Raw genomic sequence first — 18,190 nt, 5'->3', positions numbered from 1 at the left:
TTTCAGAAAAATAAGCCAGAAATTATCAGGTGGTGCTTTCTGTGGAGGTTTCGAATAGCTTGAGTGCTTCTTCATTGCCAACCTGTGCGGCCATTTGTTGTGCTGTCAGGCCTCGTGCATCGCGGAGTTCGCGGTTCGCCCCCTGGTCGAGCATGAACTTGACCATGTTGTTGCGGCCGTACATGGTGGCAAACATCAGGGCAGTGCCGCCGCTGCCGTTCTGCACATCAAGGTCGGCGCCATACTCCAGCAGGAGTTCGGCTATACCTTCGTAGCCATTGAAGCACTGCCCCATCAGCGCGGTATTTCCGGCCTGGTCCTGGGCGTTTACATCTGCTCCTGCTTCCAGCAGCATGCGGGCCGCTTCCGGCTGGTTGTTGTAGGTGGCTATGATCAGCGGCGTGAAGCCGCGAGGGCCTGGTTCGTTCACGTCAACACCTTCAGCAATGAGTTGTTTCAGGAGGGTGAGGTCACCGCGGCGTGCAGCATCAAACAGCACATCAACAGGTCTTGTGGAGTGGAAGGTCATAGGGATAAGGGTTTGGTTATGGCCTTACCTACGGTAAAAATATTTTTTAGTCACTCACCAGGTCAAAAAAACGCACTTTCAGGCTGCCTGGTACCAGCTTCAAGCCCTTTGGTATACCCTGATGCGACTCCTTCATGTGCTCTTTGTACCATTCCCTGTAGCTGATCTCGTCAGTCCAGGTGGTCATCACCCAGAACTCATTTTCGTTCTCCTGCGGCGTAAACACCTTCATGCCCAGAAAACCCTTCTCGTGATCCACCATGTGCGGTCGGTTCACAAATGCTTCCTTCACATCGGCTGCCATATCGTTGGCAACCTCAAACTGGCTCATGGCTATATACATAATCTGTTTTTAATTTTTAGGGCGTATTCTTCTGTTACTGCGGAAACGTCAGTGTAAACGTTGTTCCTTTGTTTGTTTCACTTTTCACCTGCACTTGTCCGCCAAAATTATCCATAATCCGCTTCACAATGTAAAGGCCCATGCCGGTGCCGTCTACGTGGGAGTGGAATCGCTTGAAGAGCGTAAACATTTTGCTCTGGCTCTCCTTGCTGATACCAAGTCCGTTGTCCTCAATGCTCAGCACAAGCTTCTTGCCTTTGCGGCTGCTTTTGATCCTGACATGCGGCCTGCGCTCAGGAGAGCTATACTTGAGTGCGTTGCTCAGTAGGTTATACAGGATACTGTGCAGGTTCTTTTTGGAGAAACTGATATCGGGTGCCTCAGAGAAGTCAGTTTCAATGATAGCCTGCTTTCGCTCTGCCTCTTCTCTCAGCCCGTCGAAGATCGTATTATACACGGTTTCAATCTCCAGGGCTTCTGACTCACCGTCCACATCCCGCTGCACTTTGGCAATATCGGTCAGGTCACGGATCACATTCTTAAAGCGCCTGATCGAGTCTTTGATCATGACAAACAGAGGATCTGTAGGCTCGCCAGGGAGCGGTTCAGCTTCCTTTATCTGCTCTTCCAGGACCAGCATCAGGCCTTCGATATTTGCAATCGGTGACTTCAGGTCGTGGGAGGCCGTGTACACGAAGGTGTCCAGGTCGTCGATCACACGCATCAGGTGGTCATTGGTATGCTGCAACTCTTCCTGTGCCAGCTTCAGGTCCGAAAGGTCGATGAATGAGCCGATCATCCGGTAAGGCATGTTATACTCGTTGTACAGGATATAGGCCCTGTTCGAAACGTAGGTATAATTTCCTTGCTTGTGTTGGATACGATACTCCGCGTTCCACTGTCTCTTGCCGTTGTTGATGGCATCGTTGACACTGCGCTCCACTTCCAGGCGGTCGTCAGGATGCAGTTTGGAGAACCAGCCTTCCATGCCACCGGACATTTCCTGTTCATCGAAGCCCAGCATTTTAGACAAACCGTCACTCCACCAGATCTCGTTTGTGGCCAGGTTCCAGTCCCATACCACGTCATTGGTGGCCATGGATACCAGGCGGAAGCGTTCTTCACTGTTGGCCAGCTCGCGGGTGCGTTCCTCTACCAGGCGCTCAAGTTTGTTGTTGAGCACGGTCAGGTTTTCCTCAGCTTTTTTGAGATCTTCGTAAGCTGCCAGCGTCTGCTCTTCGCTGTTCTTTTTGTCTGTGATATCAGCCATGGTCAGCGCGATGCCATTTCCCATTTTCACGGCGGCTATCTCGAACCAGGCCTTTTGTTCGTTCAGGGTCAGCAGCTGCTCTATGTGCAGCGGCTTGGCGGTTTCCACCACGTGACAGAGTTTTCTGAACAAGCCGGTATCGCGCAGGCCGGACATGGTGGCTGTCACACTTCCATGCAGCAGGTTTGCGCTCGATTCGCCCAGCATTTCCTCTGCCTTTTTGTTGAGCAGGGTCCAGCTAAAGTCCTTGATCTGATTTTTGTTGTCACGGATAGCCTGCATGGCCATGATGCTGTTAAGCGAACTGTCGAGCACCCCCTGCACCACGCTGCTCAGCGTTTTGAGTGTAGTCACATCTACAAAGCTGACCACAACGCCGTCTTTGTTGCCATCCCGCTTCAGGTAGGGGAGGATGCGCATCAGGAAATAGCGGCCATTTTCAGTCTCCACTTCCTGTTCTATTTCCTGTGAGGTGTTGTTCACATCCCGGATGTCGTCGAACAGGCGGGCATATTTCAGATTGTGTGACAGGTGGTACACCGGCCTTCCGATGTCGCCCCCGATGATGTTCACGATCTGCTCAACCGATGGGGTATACTTGCGGATGTCCAGGTTATGGTCCACAAAGATCTGGCCCACGTTGGAGCTTCGGAAGTAGTTGTCCAGGTCTTCATTCAGCTCCTGCAACTCTTTGATCTTCAGCTGATGCTCTGAGTTGACGGTGTGCAGCTCTTCATTGAGTGACTGCATCTCCTCATTGGAGCTTTGCAGTTCCTCGTTGCTCGACATCAGCTCCTCATTGCTGGACTGCAGCTCTTCGTTGGCAGTGCTCAGGTCCTGCACGGTCATCTGCAGGCTTTCCCGTGTTTCGCGCAGCTCTGATTCCAGGGTGGTGAGTTGCTGGTAGTAGTCTGCGTCTGATATATGCGGTGTCTCTGTCAGTTTAGGCTGCGGGCTAACTTCGCCCATTTCCTGCAACAGCACGAGTATGAGCGGTGGCTGACCTTTCTCGAGCGTCACGGGGCGCACGGAGGTATGGATCAGGCGCTCTTTCTTGCCAAACTTTACAGCCACCTGCCGGCCTACCACACTTTTTTTGGTCTTGATCGCTTTGCGGATGCTGACGCTGAGCACAACTGCCAGCTCTTCCGGCACCATCTTGATCAGGTTGAAGTGCAGGCGCTTGTCCGGAAACTTGAGAAAACGGTTGATGTCGCCAATGCCGTGCAGCAGCTGGTAGTTTGCGTCAACGTAAAGGGCGGTAACTTTAAAGTCCTCTGCCAGGGCATCCATAAATGCCTCATTATAGCGATTTAGCTGCGTCGTCTTAAACTGACTGGCCTGGCTTTGCTGCATGCTGGTAGTATGGTATTCTGTGACACCGTAGCTGCGCTGCAGGCTGCTGCGGTCTTTTACTTTTCGGAAAATTTTCCATTTGCGGTCTTCTTCCTCAAAGTACTCCTGCATGTCCCCGATGTGCTCACTCGGACCCAATAGCAGATAGCCGCCCATGTTGAGGGCGTATGGAAACAGGGAAAGTACTTTATGCTGCAGGCTGGGGTTAAGGTAGATGAGCATGTTGCGGCATGTGATCAGGTCGATCTTGCTGAAGGGAGGGTCCTTCTGCAGGTCGTGCTGCGCAAAGATCACCATCTTGCGGATCTCGTCACTTACCGTGTATTTATTGCCCTTTTGCTGAAAGAAACGCTGCAGGCGCTCTTCTGATACGTGTTTCTGGATGGCGCTGGCAGGGTAGGTGCCTTTGGATGCTTTTTGCAGGGCCTGCTGGTCTACATCGGTGGCAAAGAGCTTTACATCCGGTTGGCGGCCCAGTTTGTGAAAGGCCTCCTGAAAGAGGATGGCCAGCGAATAGGCCTCTTCGCCTGTGCTGCAGGCCGCAATCCATACTTTAGTGAGTTCCCCTTCCTCTTTCGACGCCAGTATCTTCGGGATCACCTTTTCCTCCAGGAGCTGAAAGGCATCCGGATCGCGGAAGAAGCTGGTGACGTTGATGAAAAACTCCTGGCAAAGGACTTTGATCTCGGCCGGGTTGGCGTGCAGGTAATCGAGGTATTCCTGCAGACTCTCGAGCTTCAGGGTCTGCATCCGCTTTTGAATGCGGCGGTTTAGCGTGGGTTTCTTATAGTGGCTGAAGTTGACCTGCGTATGGGTGCACACCAGGTCCAGAATTTCGTTGAGTATTTTTTCCTCATTGTCCGGATCATCCTGCTGCTTTCCGTTCTGGATAATGTTCCGGACCAGGGGGGTGCGGCGGGTGTATTCCATGATCTCGTGCGGGATCTGATCGGGTGGCAGTACGAAATCCACGCTTCCTGTATCGATGGCACTGCGTGGCATGCCGTCGAACTTGGCGCTCTCCGGGTCCTGCACCACCACCAGACCGCCGGCCTGCTTGATGGCCCGAACCCCCTTGCTGCCGTCTGTCCCGGTACCGGACAGCACGATGCCGATGGCGTACGGCCCCCGGTCGATGGCCAGCGACTCAAAAAATGCGTCCACGGCAAAGTTGGGCTCCCGGTTGCGGGGCTTTTCAGTCAGGCGCAGCCGACCGTTTTGCAGACTCAGTTGCTTGCCGCTGGGCAGTACATAAACACAATTCGGGCGTGTGAAGGCATGGTCTTCCGCTTCCTGCACCTGCATGCTGGTATGCTTGGACAGCAGCTCCGCCATCAGACTTTTGTGGTCTGGTGACAGGTGCTGGATAATCACGAATGAGAAGCTGGAATTGCCAGGGAAATGGTCGAAGAGCTTATGAATAGCCTCAAGTCCTCCCGCCGACGCACCAATGCCCACCAGATAATGATCAGCAGGCTTTGGGCTTATTTTCTGCTCCTGCTTATTGTTTGCTTGCTGCAACATGCTGTCTTAGCCGAAATAATGGTAATGTATTCTCTTAGTACTTCTCGCGGATGATCTTGCTAAGCACAGCACTGCGCAGCGCCTCTGCAGCCTCCAGCTCTTCCTGTTGCCAGGGGAGGGAAGTGAGCTGCACCGTCTGCTGGTAAAGCGCAAACGAGTTACGGGGATGATAGCTTTTTCCGTCCGGTTCCATCCGGATGGCCTGATCAGGATTGCCGCTCCAGTTGACAGTTTGCAGTACCTCTCCCCGGAAGCAGAGAATATACTCGCCCTGGTCCGGATTAATGGCCAAAGCCAGCAATCCGCTTGCCACGTCCTTATAATCTTTGCTATTGGGATAGGCCTGAGGGAGCGAGTTGGTTACGTATGTTTTGTCCGAGCTGTTGCGCCGCAACCAGGAAGCAAGCTCTTTTATTTTTTGCACAGGTGGGGTTTGCCCCATGGTGTGCACGTTGCCCTCATACAGTAAAGCTGCCCCATCCAGGGACAATAGCTCCATCAGGTTTGGCTGGCCCTGTAGCAAGGCATCTGTGAAATAGTCATTCTTAAAGAGCTGCTCCAGCATACTGGCATACTGTCCGCGCATGTGCGACTGTGCCGACGCACGCTGCTCTTTCTCATAGGCACCCAGGCGTACCGCCGCTATGGACGACAGCAGCTCCATGGCTGTGCGCTCCTGGTAGCTTGGGTATTTCGGGGTTTTGTGATGGCAGGAGATCAGGCCCCACAGTTTACCCTCCATAATAAGCGGTACTGACATGGAGGCCGAAATGCCCATATTGCCCATATACTCCAGGTGCACGCCTGCCACACTGCGCAGGTTACAACTGGTCAGATCCGTAAAGCGCCTGGTAATAGGGTTGAGGATAGGGTGGAGGCGAACAGGTGTATAGTCACGCGCAGGTATAAGCCGGTAGGGGTTGCGGAAGTAGAGGTCACGTGCCTGCTTGGGCACATCGGAAGCCGGAAAACGGAGCCCCAGCAAATCACTCATGTCTTCTGTTTTGGCCTGTCCGATCACGGTACCATTCCACATGTGGTCGAAGCGGTAGACCAGTACACGGTCAAAGCCTGTAAAGTGCTTAAACTCGTCTGCCACCGCCTGTGCGATCGCCTCAGTATTGTCGGCCTGCTTGATACGTGACGTGATGTATTTGATCTGCTGGAAAAAGGCCAGAAAAGATTTGTCTTCTTCACTGTGCGCCGGCTCCATCTCTATCAGTATTTGTTCTGCTTCCGGATGCGCGGTAACGGTAAAGACTTTGCTGTTTCCTTCTGTATTGAAAGTGAGGGACGAAGGTATGTCGACCTGCTCATTTTCAGAGGCCTGTTCACGGGTCAGTTTCAGTTGCAGGTCTTCCAGTTCTTTCTCAGGTACGAAGGCCGCCAAGGGCTGTTCCAGTATCGCTTCGGGTGCAAGCCCAAGCAGCTCTGAGCAGTTTTCGCTTACCTGCCTGATCCGGAGCGTCTTGTCCAGAACAAGCAGCAGACCGTGTGGTTGTATCAGGTTGATCTGGTGAAGCGGAATGCTGCCGCAGAAATCAGAATCATAATTTTTTTCACTGCCGGGTTGCAGCACAGGTGCTTTATTTTCCATAGTATGCGAGGACTCTGCCAGGGATAAAAAAAGGATACAGTACAATAAAAAAAGGTGAGCTGTATGTTTTTGGCAAAGTATATCAGGCTGTAATTTAAGTGTTTTTCCCCTAAAAACATGAAATAAAATACTTTATTGGTGTGCAACAGGTGAACTTTCAGATTGTTTTGATGAGAATAGGGGCTCGGAAATCATCCTAACCGCATCAGTATAAATACTGATGCGTCAATAAAGGCTATTTTTTCTTTTCCAGAAGCAGGCGCACCGCTTTATCCGGACTTTTGACGCTGAAAGTCTGGGTAGCATAGCCTGCACTACTCACGAGCAGGGTATAGCTGCCGGCATCCAGCGGAAGCCTGAAAAATCCTTGTTCGTCGCAGCTGGTCTGCCAGGGGCTGCCCTGCACCTGCACGGTTGCCAGCCCTATACCTTGTCCTCGTGTATCCAGTACCTGCCCTTGCAGACTGAACTCCGCCTGCGGCCTGCTGCTCTCCAGGTGGTTGCTGGCAGGAGGTGCCGGAATGTCCAGCACAAGCGCAGCGTCTATCGTGCGGGCCAGCAGTTCCTCCGGACTAGGCGGCAGGATTTCAGCTGCCTGCATGGCTGCTTTCTCCTGAGCGGCTGTGCGGGTGTAATGGTAGAATAGAATAAGGCCAAGTGAACAGAACATCATTAGCAGGCCCAGTGCCACACGCCAGTCAGCCAGGCCGTGCAGGGCACGCGGGCGGTGCTTGCGCCGCAAGCGGGTGCGAACCCGCTGCCAGATGCGGTAGCGGGACTGGCGGGTTCGTTCACGGTCCGACAGCGACATGCCTGTCAGTATGTCTTCGCACATCTCACAGTCGAGCAGGTGCTTCTCCAGTTCATAGTTGGTAGCCGGCGGCAGCGTGCCTTCCTCATATTGCCGCAACAGCTCTACGGAGGGGTGTTCCTCCAGTCCCCATTCGCTTATCTGTATTTTATCGTTGCGCATGGTTTTTCTCAATGTAAATTCTAAGGTTACGGCGGCCGTTCTGTATGTAACTCTTCACCTGCTTCAGGTCGCAGCCCGTGATTTCCTCAATCTCGCGGTAGCTCTTCTGCTGCAGGTAAAACAACTCGATGCAGGTGCGCTGCTCAGCAGGCAGGTGTACCAGGCCGTGTTCGAGCGCCTGCCAGTCCAACTCTGCCTGTGTAGCATCGTCCTGTGGCAGGGTATGCTGCTCGCGTGGCAGGGCCTGGCTCACTTTGTTTTTCAGGCGACCTGTTCGCAGCAGTTGCAGGCAGTGGTTTTTGGTGAGCGAGTGCAGCCACGATTTGAAGTTGCTTACCTCATGCCGCTTCAAAGCTACTATCAGTTGTTCGAACACCTGCATGGTGGCGTCTTTGCTTTCTTCTTCATCCTCCAGGTAGCGCAGGCAGATCAGGTATACCATCTCGGTGTGCCGCTCAAAAAGTTTCCCGATCACGTCCAGGTCACCGGAACGGCGATACTGCCGCACCAGCTCCATGTCATCAGTGGAACGCGATTTTGAGAAGAACTTTAAAAACATAGCCAGTACCGTGTTAAAGTATATTCAATAAAATAAATATAGTTGAATTTACCATGCTCTTATTGAAATGAAATTTACATCCGCCCTGCTGCTCCGGGTGGCAGCAGGGCTAACGCTTATCGGGAGGCCAGCAAGGCCTTGTCTTCTTCCCTTAACTCTACCAGAGCATATTTGCGGGTGTCGGTGATTTTGAGCTCGTCCAGCACATCCACCATGTTTTTAAAGCGGGAGCTTTCCGTTGCTTTCACCAGCACCACCATGTCGGGGTTGCCCTTGACCTGATCTGTCAGCAGCACCTGCCGGATGCCTGTGGCAGAAAAGTCGGTTTGTGTTACCTCCGGCTCATCGCCCGGGTAGCCAAAGAAGTAGTATACCTTGTCTGCTTCATCGAGCACTATGTTCAGCGCATTTTTGCCAGGTATGGGCGTGTCGGGCCCTGTTGCAACGGGCATATTGATCTCCATGGTCTGGAGTTTGGCAAAAGTGGTCGTGAGCATAAAGAAAGTCAGCAGCAGAAAGGCCAGGTCCACCATCGGGGTCATATCCAGGTGAAAGCCATTGTTGCGTGCACGTTTTCTGCTGCCTTTTGCGGGGTTTTGTTTTTCCTGTACCTGTGCCATGATCTTGTCCTTTCTGTTTGTGATTGCGGATGCAGGCAGGCCTTCTGCTGCATTTGTATAGTAGATGAACCGGGGCCCCGGATTCCACACGGAGACTCCATTTATTTCACAAAAAAAATTACAGCAGCTGCCTTCTGTCGTAAGCAGTGGTAAACATAAATCAGCGCTATGATTGATCGACAGGTATACCGCATGTCACGTGCTGGCTCTATTCGCAATCTTGAGTTGCGGCATGAGTCGCTTGAGTCGCCCGCCCGGGATGAAGTGTGCGTGCAGGTGCGTGCCATCGGGCTCAACTTTGCCGATGTCTTTGCCATGCAGGGCCTTTACAGTGCCACCCCCAGCGGTTCGTTTATACCCGGGCTCGAGTTCGCGGGGGAAGTTGTGGCTGTGGGAGATGAGGCGGGTGACTGGCAGATCGGGGACCGGGTGATGGGAGTGACCAGGTTTGGAGGCTATGTATCGCACATCAACAGCCACCACCGCTACGTGCTGCCCTTGCCCGATAGCTGGAGCTTTGAGGAGGGAGCCGGTTTTCTGGTGCAGGGACTTACGGCTTATTACGCCCTCACCGAACTCGGCAACCTGAAGCCGGGTATGAACGTGCTGATCCACAGTGCAGCGGGAGGGGTAGGTATACTGGCTAACCGCATCTGCCAGAAAGTTGGCGCCTATACCATTGGCACGGTGGGGCAGCCGGGCAAGGTGGAGTTTCTGCGCAAGCATGAGCACTACGGCGATGTGATTTTGCGAGACAATGACTTTTATGACAAACTGATGCACAGTCTCAACGGCCGCCCCCTGCACCTGGTCATGGAATGCATCGGCGGGCGCATCCTCGAACTGGGCTGGAGAGCGCTGGCACCGATGGGGCGCATGGTGGTGTATGGCAATGCCTCGTTTAGCAGCCACGGCAGCAAACCGAACTATCCGCGCCTGATCTGGAAGTACCTGCGCCGTCCGAAGATAGACCCGCTTAAGTTGCCCACCGAAAACAAATCCATCATGGGTTTTAACCTGATCTACCTCTACGAGCAGACGGATATGATGCATGAATTACTGCAGGGACTGCAGCAGCTCCAGCTTGCGCCCCAACACGTAGGCCATGTGTATGCCTTTGACGAAATGCACGAGGCCATCCGGCTGTTTCAGCGGGGCAGGTCAGTAGGCAAAGTAGTCGTAACGGTGTGAGGGTGAAAATACACACTTTTAGGGTGTTGGGTAGCAGGAAATTAATGTACTGCTCGGTTGAACCTATCGCTCAATGCTGCTGCGTGATCTGTACAGTTTGCGGGCTGCGACCTTTCTGCGTTTGTAATAGCTGCTGAGCTGGCTCAGTCTGCCTGTATGCATTTGTTCCGCTCGCTTCGCGGGGTGCGGGATATGGCAAACAGGGCAGACAGGTTCCTCAAGTTGTCCCTGCAATTCTTCTATGGCGTCTTCTACCTGGCGCAAATAGGCTATAATGGCCAGTGTGCCCAGGAGGCCAACCAGCGTAAGGATGGTACTGATGATCATGGTAATCGAAACTTTGGCTAAAAGTTAAAATTAAAGGCAATCAAACGGCTGGATAGCGCAGCCAGTTTTCATTTTGAATGCGCTATATCCGAAAATTTGATTTCTTTAATTAACGCGATTCATTCAAGAAATTAAAGCTTCCCGCTGCAAAATCTTAAACTTCCATAAAGAATCATCGATAGATGCCATCCGCATAGCAATTTTGGCGCAGGCAGCAAAACAATTCAAAAATAGACTACCTGGCTGATGGCCTGATGGAGGTCCTATTGAATGCGTCGGTTCAAAAAATGTACTCGAATTCTCCCATTCAGTATGCAATAAGTTGTGTTAGATACTCTATATTAGCACCTTCACTCAAGCACTATTTATGAAACAACTTTACATCCTGCTTTTTGCCGGGCTGTCTTTGTCGAGCTGTGTCAGCACAAGCAAATATGCCCAGTTCGTAGAACAAAAGCCTAAGACAGAGCGCCCGGAACAGGTGCAGCAAAACGACTGGCTGATCGTGCAGGCTCCTCCCGCTGCCCAGAAGAGCAATTACTTAAAACTGGAGAATTCGTTTATACCTGCCATCGTTTACTGGGGGTGGAACTCCACTATATCCTGCGAGCTGGACCCAGGCAGCACAGCTGTTCATGTACAAAGGGGTATGCACCAGGCAGCCCAAAAGCTTAACCTGCAGCAATTACTTGGAGGTCGTCAGCTGGTGGTGGAGCTGCAACAGCTACCTGGCCAGTTCCTGTACGAGAACAAGGGCAGTACGGTGTTTCTGCTGTTCATGCACATGACCAGCGCACAGGAAGTGATCACACCCCGTCCGACTAATCTGATCGTGCGTTATTATCTGAAGGAGCATGGAGAAGTGATTGCCTCTGGCGAGAGCATAGTGCCAAACGAGGAGCAGCCCATCCGCAATCTCTGGAAGTCAACTAAAAAGTTTACCTGGATGTACCTGGACCTGCTGGAGTCTGAATCAGAGCGTATGGGTACGGCAGCACTCACCTCCATTGCAAAAGAGCTGGAAGCCTTGCCTAATCAGACTGCAGCGGAATAAGCACAAAAGCGCTGTCTGAAATGGGAGCAGTAGTTTTTTTACCCGGGGCTTAAATCCGCCTATTGAAGTCGTAATGCTGCAGCAGCCATTCTGTTGCGCTTTCTGCATCCAGAAATATCTCCACCCGGGTATTGGCTTCAGCTATCTTTTGCTCTTCCTCAATCTTGTGCTTAATACGTTGCATGTCCAGCATCGACAAGCCCTCTTCTGTCATGACGCGTGCAAAGCGGGCGACGTAGGGGTTTATTTTGGGGATCATGGTGCTCACCAGCCAGTTCTGGTCTGCGAGTTCCATGTAATAAAGCTTTCGTGCATCACTGAGCCAGTAGCGGCACTCCAGATCGCAGACATAGTCAGCAGCCAGTGTAAGCGAGCGCCTGAACTCTTCGCTGGAAGGATGCCGTAGCCAGCGGGTGAAGAGGAGGTTCAGTTTGCGATCGACCTCAATGCTTAGGGACTCGTCCTGGTGTAATTTCTCTGTTTGTAAACCGTTGATCATAAGCAGAGCTGTTTTTATGCTACGCGTTCAGGAGCATGTGTTTTCTATCGATTAAAATGTATATGCTGCATGGTAAGAGGATGCAATATTTGCTATAAGGTAAGTTAGTACAATATTCAGAATTAATGCCAGAGCTCACAGCGAAATCTGGTTTATCTGTTTTATTTTTCCCGCAGGCGGTGTTATAATCGCTTTTCCTTCGCATCTCCCATACCTGTGCCATCCTGACTTACCAGCAGTTGCTGCACAGGCAGAGCGAAGCCTTTGCCTTTTGTATTCACGGCATCCATCATACTCAGGAGCAAACCTTCCTTGATCTCAAGCTGCTCATTGAAATCGCTCGTGAGGACATAGGAGAAGACTTCGACCTTGAGTGCATCAGAGGTGATCTCGGTCAGGCGTACACGGGCGCTGGTCTTGTCTATTTTGGGATGGGCTGTGAGCGTTTCCCGGAGGGCTCGTAACACGGCCTGTATCTGGGCCGGCGTGGTGTCGTAACGCAGGCGCAGCACAGGGGCAAAGAGGAAGCGGTCGCGGTGGGCGAAATTCTCGATCTTCTGTGAAGAAAAGTCTCCGTTCGGAATAGTCACGACGGTGCGTTCCGTTGTGCGCAGGCGGGTGGAGCGCATGCCGATCTGCTCTACGGTGCCTGTCGTGTCACCTACTTTGCAGAAGTCTCCTACACGGATGGGCTGGTCAGCGATCAGGGTCACGCTCCCGACAAAGTTCTCTACCGTTTTCTGAGCGCCTAAAGCCAGGGCGATACCACCTATACCGAGTGCTGCCAGACCAGTGGTCACGTCAAATCCCAGCGTGTCGAGGATGAAGATAATGCCGAATACCAGCAGCGCGATCTTGGCACCGCGGCGCAAGAACAGCACGATCGAAATCCCGGACATGTTGTTCTTCTGCACAAGCCGCCGTTGACTGAAATTGGTGATCGCGTCGACCAGTCGCCAGAGCAGCAGGATCACAGCCACCAGCCCCACGATGATGGTAAACTCACTGAAGCGCTGCCGCACCACAAACGAAATACCCAGGCGCTGGCTCATCACTACCAGGATCAGGGCAGCCAGGTATAGCCTGACCGGCAAAGAGAAGGCCCGGATGAAACCGTAGGTGGGTTCGTCCTTAGTTTTGCGCCAGATATAATTGATGACAAAAGTGAGCGAGGCCGTAATGCCCCAGGCAATGAGGTAGGCTATGACCGCAATCAGGAGCATGGCCAGCCAGTGTCCGGCAGGTACCCCGCCCCACCTGGTTTCCGTGAGGTATTCGGGTAGTACACTTTCCACGACAGCAGTTTTAGGTGCTTCGATCTGCAGGGGTACTTTGCTGATGGTCTCGGAGGCGACCAGCCAGATAGGACCGCCAGCCGGTCCCTGTGTTTTTTCGAGGAGCAGGTCGAAGGTTTCATTGGCGACCTCGGCAGTACCGACTCTTTCCTTGTCGGGTGGCAGGTCGTCTTCCAGGTCGCCTTCGGGTGTGTCGCTGATCCAGGAGCGGGGTAGGGTCTTGCTGCGCTGGTCCAGCAGGCGTTGCAGGGCCTGTGCTGTGGCAGCGCCATCCTTGATCGTGCCTTCCGGCGTATTGAGGTTCAGGTATAGGGCAGCTTTGGTATAGTCCTCATCGGCCACCGCCCGGATAAAACCCACCACCGTACCACGCGGCGTCCGCCTTCCCAGCGAATCATCCGGCCACTCAGGTACTACCGCCTCCACCGTATCCTGTACAGTTTCCTGTGCATGCGAGGTGGCAGGTATGGCAATTGTCAGGGTCAGGGCAAGCCATAGCGCAAAAGGGGGCCGCAAGAGATGGTGTGATAGCGCGTAACTGTAAATTGCAGAAAACATGTTTGTTGACGTATGTGGCTCCTGAAGTTAGTCTCATGGGATACGTCTTTGCGACTAACTTCTGTTACTCCCTGCAATAACGGCTAAGCTTTTCAGGAGTTGTATGAAGTGCAATTTGTGCCTGGCTTGATGGTGCCAGGTTTGTGCTATACCTGCACTTTCTTCCAGGTGCCGCGGCGGAAGAGCCACCAGCTCACCAGTGCATGGAACGAATGGCAAAAAGCAATGGCGAAGAAAACGCCGGTTGCTCCAAAGCCCAGGGTGATGGCCAGGAGGTAGGCCAGCGGAATCTCCAGCAGCCAGAGCACCATCACGTTGATGATGGAGGGGGTGCGGGTATCGCCGGCACCATTAAAGGCCTGTACCATCACCATACCCAACCCAAAGAAGACATAGCCCAGCGTGATGATGCGGAGTGCTTCTGAGGCCACACTAACCACTTCTTCGTCATGCGCAAAGATGCCTGCGATGGACTCCCCGAAGAGCAGAAAGAATACGGTGACAGCCGCCATGAAAATGACATTGTACCGGGCCGTGAGCCAGACAGAAAGCTCAGCACGCATAGCTTTCCGCGCTCCCAGGTTCTGGCCGACCAGGGTGGCTGCCGCCGAGGACAGACCCCAGGCAGGCAGCAGTGCAAACATGATGATGCGGAAGGCAACGGTATAGCCGGCCAGGGTATTGCTCCCGAACTCAGCAATGATGCGGGTCAGGAAAATCCAGCTGGCGGAGTCGATCAGGTACTGGCCCATGCCGCCCGAGGACACTTTGAGAATGCGCCAGATCATGGCCAGGCTGAGGACCAGGTTCCGGCGACCGAGCCTGAGCAGGTGCCGCCCATTGAGTAGGTGGTAGAACTGGTAGACCACCCCCACACTACGGCCGATGGTCGTGGCCCAGGCAGCCCCTTCCAGCCCCCAGCCCTCAAAGCTGCCGATGCCGAAGATCAGGAGCGGGTCCAGCACGATGTTAATACCGTTCGCAATCCAGAGGGAGCGCATTGCCAGGTGTGGCAGACCGGCTCCGCGAAAGACACCATTGATCAGAAAAAGCAGGATGATAGCCAGGTTACCGGCAAAAACGATCTGGGCATAGCGCAGGCCGTACTCGATGACGTCAGCCTCGGCACCGAGCAGTGCCAGCAGATCGGCGGCATACCAGGTGGCCAGAAAGCCCATGGCCAGCGCCAGCACCGTGCCTGTCACGAGCAGCTGAAAGGTTACGTTGGCCGCCTCCTGGTAGTTCTTCTCACCGATGCGCCGCGATACCATGGCTGTGGCAGCAATGCTCACCCCCATGCCGATCGAGTAGATGATCATCAGCACCGTCTCGCTTAGCCCTACCGTAGCCAGGGCTTTGGACCCCAGTCTGCCCACAAAGAAGATGTCGACCACCGCGAAAAGCGACTCCATCACCATTTCCAGGATCATGGGCACGGCCAGCAGCACGATGCTCGTCCGGATACCCAGCGTGGTATAGTCGTGCTCCGTGCCTTTTATGGCAGACCAGACAAGTCGCAAAAAGTCTTTGGTGTTTTGCATGAAGGCAGGAGCAGGTATGGGACGCTCCGCAAGTTACGTAGGAAGGTACCATGCAAGTTGTGTACTTCAACGAATTCATGATGGGACAGGCGACTTAAAAACACACAAGCCATGGTCATAGGTCTGCTATGCTTTGGAAAACATGTGGCCGGCAATGAATGCAAGTTGATTTTATGTGCAGTTTAGTGCAATTAAGAAGGCTAAATCGAATTAATCCAACAGGCTAAGTTGTTAAACTTGTTGTATTTATATATATTGTTTTAACTTTAATTCAATAAAAAATAGTGCAATTGCATATAGCTGACTTTTAGAAAGATAAGGCTTAATGCTATTGCTTACTTCCCACTGGCAGCTGCAAGCTGTTGTTTTATCTATAGAATGTTATGAACGAAGCCGATTTCAATGAAAAACTTGTCAGGTACTCGCATGATTTACTTTGCGTCATTGATTCAAGGGGTGTTTTTATCAAAGTAAGTGAAGCCTGCAGTCGAATTCTGGGCTACGATCAGCACGAGATAGAGGGAAAGTCTTTTACCTCCTTTGTACACTCCGAGGATCTGGAAGTCACCGTTCAGGCATCCAGGCAGCTTAAACTCAATTCCAACATTCTCCATTTCGAAAACCGCTACCTCCATCAGGATGGCCATGCAGTTCCTCTGCTCTGGACAGCTACGCTTTCTGAGGAAGATGGTCTCATTTACTGCACTGCCACTGATATCTCAGTGGAGTATAAACTTCGCGGGAAAGTGGAGGAGAAGGAAACATTCTACAGAACGCTCATAGAACACGGGTCTGACATGCTGGCTCTCCTCGATGAGGATGGAAATTTCCTGTATGCCAACAATGCCTTTAAACGCATACTTGGCTACGAGGTGCAGCACCTCCTGTGCGGCAACAGCTGCAGCTACATTCATCCTGATGATCTGCCTGCCCTGCGAAGATCCTGGAAGCGGGCTGCTAAGCTTGAACTGCTGCGGATGCAGGACTTCCGGGTACGGGACGCCGAGGGAAGCTGGCGCTGGGTAGAGGCCATTGTCAGTAACCAGATCGGCAATAAGGCGATGAGTGCATTTGTGGTCAGTTCCCGCGATATCACAGAGCGTAAACACGGCAGGCTGCGCCTGGAGGAAAGTGAGCAGCGTTACAAAGCTCTGTTTGAAAATAATCCGGACATCGTGCTGTTTGAGAACAGACATGGTGTCGTAACCGAGGTAAACCAGGCATTTCGTGAAACATTTGGCGCAGCAGCAGACTCCGTGGTCGGCAAGTCGCTAACAGAGCTGCTCCCTCCGGACATGGCCGCCGTCAATGCGCGGTCACTGCAGGAGGCACTATTGGGCAGCACCCTGCGCTACGATCTGGAGCTTAAACCCAAGGGAGCGCAGACCATGGTCCTGGACACGGTGAAGTTTCCGGTGCCTGCAGGTGAACAGGTGATCGGAGCCCAGACTATCGCCAAAGACATCACCCCGATCGTGCGCTCTTTTGAAACCATCGAGCGGCAAGCCAAAAAACTGAATACCATTTTCGAAAGCATCACAGATGCCTTTTTCACCCTGGACAAGGAGTGGCACTTTACGTCTGTGAACAGTGAGTTTGAGCGGATTGTAGGTGCCACAGAGCAGGAAATAGTGGGGACTAAACTAAACGAGCATTCTGAGTTTGACACCGAAGGGCACTTTTACAGGCAGTATCGCCATGCCATGGAAACCGGTGAGAGTGTGCATTTTGAGGCTTACTCTGAGCGACCGGGTAAGTGGCTGGAGGTAAAGGCATTCCCTTCAGATGAAGGCCTGGCCATTTACTTCTCTGACATTACTGCCAAAGTACTGGCCTTAAAGGAAGTTGAAAAGCTGTCGCTGGTAGCCAGCCAGACGGACAACGGTGTCGTGATCACAGATGCCAACGGACGGACTGAGTGGGTGAATGAAGGCTTCACCCGCATCGCAGGCTATACCCTGGATGAAATGCAGGGTAAGAAGCCAGGAGAGATATTGCAGGGTCCCGACACCGATCCGGATGCCGTGCAGCAGATCAGGAAGGGACTGCAGGAGGCCTCACATTTCAGCGCCAGACTCATCAACTACCGGAAGTCAGGAGACAGGTTCTGGGTGTCGATGGATATCACACCAATCCTGGATGAAAAGGGTACCGTCACGCGGTTCATCGCCGTGCAGCGGGACATCACGCTACAAAAAGAAGCCGAGGCGAACCTGCTGCAGCTTTCACAGCATCTCTACCAGCAGAACAAGGACCTGCAGGAGTTTACTTACATCGTGTCGCACAATCTGAGGGCACCGGTCGCAAATGCGCTCGGGCTGGTGCACTTACTTCATGCAACAGACACATCTTCTGACAATTTCGCTTCGATCAGGACGTACCTGCAAACCAGCATAGAGCAGATCGATACGGTGCTGCATGATGTCAACACCGTGCTTTCGGTAAGGGAGCGGGACGATGTGCTGGAGCTGGAGCCTATCAAGGTGGTCAGTCTGTTTGAGCAGGTACAGGCGAAGTTTGAAGAGATCCTGCAACAGTTCGGCGCTGAAGTAGTGCTGGCGGTGGAACCAGGGACTGAGGTGCGGGCCGTCCGAACGTATTTGTTCAGCATCTTCTACGGATTACTTTCCAATGCCATCAAGTTCCGGTCATTGGAGCGGACCCTGCACATCACGCTGACCGCTGAGAAAAAAGCGACCGGTGAACTGGAGCTTACATTTGCTGACAATGGCCAGGGCTTTGATACCCGCAAAGCAGCTGATAAAGTGTTCAAGCTCTACGAGCGCTTCCATAAGGATATCAAAGGACGCGGAGTCGGGCTGTTCCTGCTCAAAGCGCATACAGAGGCGATGGGCTGGAAGGTAACGGTGGAAAGTCAGGTACAGGTGGGCACTTCTTTCCGGTTCAACATTCCGGCTGAAGCATTGCTTTCATAAGTCTGCTTTAGCGGCCTT

14 protein-coding genes are annotated in these 18,190 nt (G+C 52.8%); 3 read left to right on the top strand and 11 right to left on the bottom strand.

The window, feature by feature from the left end:
• Window positions 1-25 precede the first annotated feature (25 nt).
• The 7 genes from BW972_RS10160 to BW972_RS10130 all read right to left on the bottom strand — a co-directional run bounded on the left by BW972_RS10160 (window position 26) and on the right by BW972_RS10130 (window position 8,771).
• On the bottom strand, window positions 26-529 hold the full coding sequence (locus BW972_RS10160) for an ankyrin repeat domain-containing protein (RefSeq protein ID WP_076422007.1): 504 nt from the start codon (window positions 527-529) through the stop codon (window positions 26-28).
• Window positions 530-575: 46 nt separating this feature from the next.
• Complete coding sequence (locus tag BW972_RS10155) at window positions 576-860, bottom strand: antibiotic biosynthesis monooxygenase family protein (RefSeq protein ID WP_234986344.1); 285 nt, start codon at window positions 858-860, stop codon at window positions 576-578.
• A gap of 46 nt (window positions 861-906) precedes the next feature.
• Window positions 907-5,022, bottom strand: coding sequence for a chemotaxis protein CheB (locus BW972_RS10150; RefSeq protein WP_076422006.1), 4,116 nt, complete (start codon window positions 5,020-5,022; stop codon window positions 907-909).
• A 34-nt stretch (window positions 5,023-5,056) separates the two neighbouring features.
• On the bottom strand, window positions 5,057-6,619 hold the full coding sequence (locus tag BW972_RS10145; RefSeq protein ID WP_071530892.1) for a GAF domain-containing protein: 1,563 nt from the start codon (window positions 6,617-6,619) through the stop codon (window positions 5,057-5,059).
• A 235-nt stretch (window positions 6,620-6,854) separates the two neighbouring features.
• Complete coding sequence (locus tag BW972_RS10140) at window positions 6,855-7,592, bottom strand: carboxypeptidase-like regulatory domain-containing protein (RefSeq protein ID WP_076422005.1); 738 nt, start codon at window positions 7,590-7,592, stop codon at window positions 6,855-6,857.
• The gene (locus tag BW972_RS10135; RefSeq protein WP_007658619.1) at window positions 7,579-8,151 is read right to left on the bottom strand and encodes an RNA polymerase sigma factor; all 573 of its coding nucleotides are present in this window, start codon (window positions 8,149-8,151) and stop codon (window positions 7,579-7,581) included. Before BW972_RS10135 ends, BW972_RS10140 begins: the two co-directional genes overlap by 14 nt.
• Window positions 8,152-8,267: 116 nt before the next feature.
• Entirely contained in the window at window positions 8,268-8,771 is a 504-nt protein-coding gene (locus BW972_RS10130; protein ID WP_076422134.1) for an ExbD/TolR family protein, read from the bottom strand.
• Between the two features lie 168 nt (window positions 8,772-8,939).
• On the opposite strand from BW972_RS10130, the gene BW972_RS10125 reads away from it, so the two are divergent.
• Window positions 8,940-9,962: an alcohol dehydrogenase catalytic domain-containing protein gene (locus BW972_RS10125; RefSeq protein ID WP_076422004.1), complete on the top strand. Its 1,023-nt coding sequence runs from the start codon at window positions 8,940-8,942 to the stop codon at window positions 9,960-9,962.
• A 63-nt stretch (window positions 9,963-10,025) separates the two neighbouring features.
• On the opposite strand, the gene BW972_RS10120 is transcribed toward BW972_RS10125, so the two are convergent.
• On the bottom strand, window positions 10,026-10,289 hold the full coding sequence (locus tag BW972_RS10120) for a hypothetical protein (protein WP_007658626.1): 264 nt from the start codon (window positions 10,287-10,289) through the stop codon (window positions 10,026-10,028).
• A 367-nt stretch (window positions 10,290-10,656) separates the two neighbouring features.
• On the opposite strand from BW972_RS10120, the gene BW972_RS10115 reads away from it, so the two are divergent.
• Window positions 10,657-11,343, top strand: coding sequence for a hypothetical protein (locus BW972_RS10115; protein WP_076422003.1), 687 nt, complete (start codon window positions 10,657-10,659; stop codon window positions 11,341-11,343).
• A gap of 49 nt (window positions 11,344-11,392) precedes the next feature.
• On the opposite strand, the gene BW972_RS10110 is transcribed toward BW972_RS10115, so the two are convergent.
• The 3 genes from BW972_RS10110 to BW972_RS10100 all read right to left on the bottom strand — a co-directional run bounded on the left by BW972_RS10110 (window position 11,393) and on the right by BW972_RS10100 (window position 15,236).
• Window positions 11,393-11,842, bottom strand: a complete 450-nt coding sequence (locus tag BW972_RS10110) for a hypothetical protein (protein WP_076422002.1) — start codon at window positions 11,840-11,842, stop codon at window positions 11,393-11,395.
• Between the two features lie 182 nt (window positions 11,843-12,024).
• Window positions 12,025-13,695: a mechanosensitive ion channel family protein gene (locus tag BW972_RS10105; RefSeq protein WP_143731978.1), complete on the bottom strand. Its 1,671-nt coding sequence runs from the start codon at window positions 13,693-13,695 to the stop codon at window positions 12,025-12,027.
• 146 nt (window positions 13,696-13,841) lie between these two features.
• Entirely contained in the window at window positions 13,842-15,236 is a 1,395-nt protein-coding gene (locus BW972_RS10100; protein WP_076422001.1) for an MATE family efflux transporter, read from the bottom strand.
• Window positions 15,237-15,619: 383 nt separating this feature from the next.
• On the opposite strand from BW972_RS10100, the gene BW972_RS10095 reads away from it, so the two are divergent.
• The gene (locus tag BW972_RS10095) at window positions 15,620-18,172 is read left to right on the top strand and encodes a PAS domain-containing sensor histidine kinase (protein WP_076422000.1); all 2,553 of its coding nucleotides are present in this window, start codon (window positions 15,620-15,622) and stop codon (window positions 18,170-18,172) included.
• Window positions 18,173-18,190 lie beyond the last annotated feature (18 nt).

This window comes from Pontibacter lucknowensis (assembly GCF_900156415.1).
In the GTDB taxonomy this organism is placed as follows: domain Bacteria; phylum Bacteroidota; class Bacteroidia; order Cytophagales; family Hymenobacteraceae; genus Pontibacter; species Pontibacter lucknowensis.
This window is presented reverse-complemented; position numbering and strand designations above follow the sequence as displayed.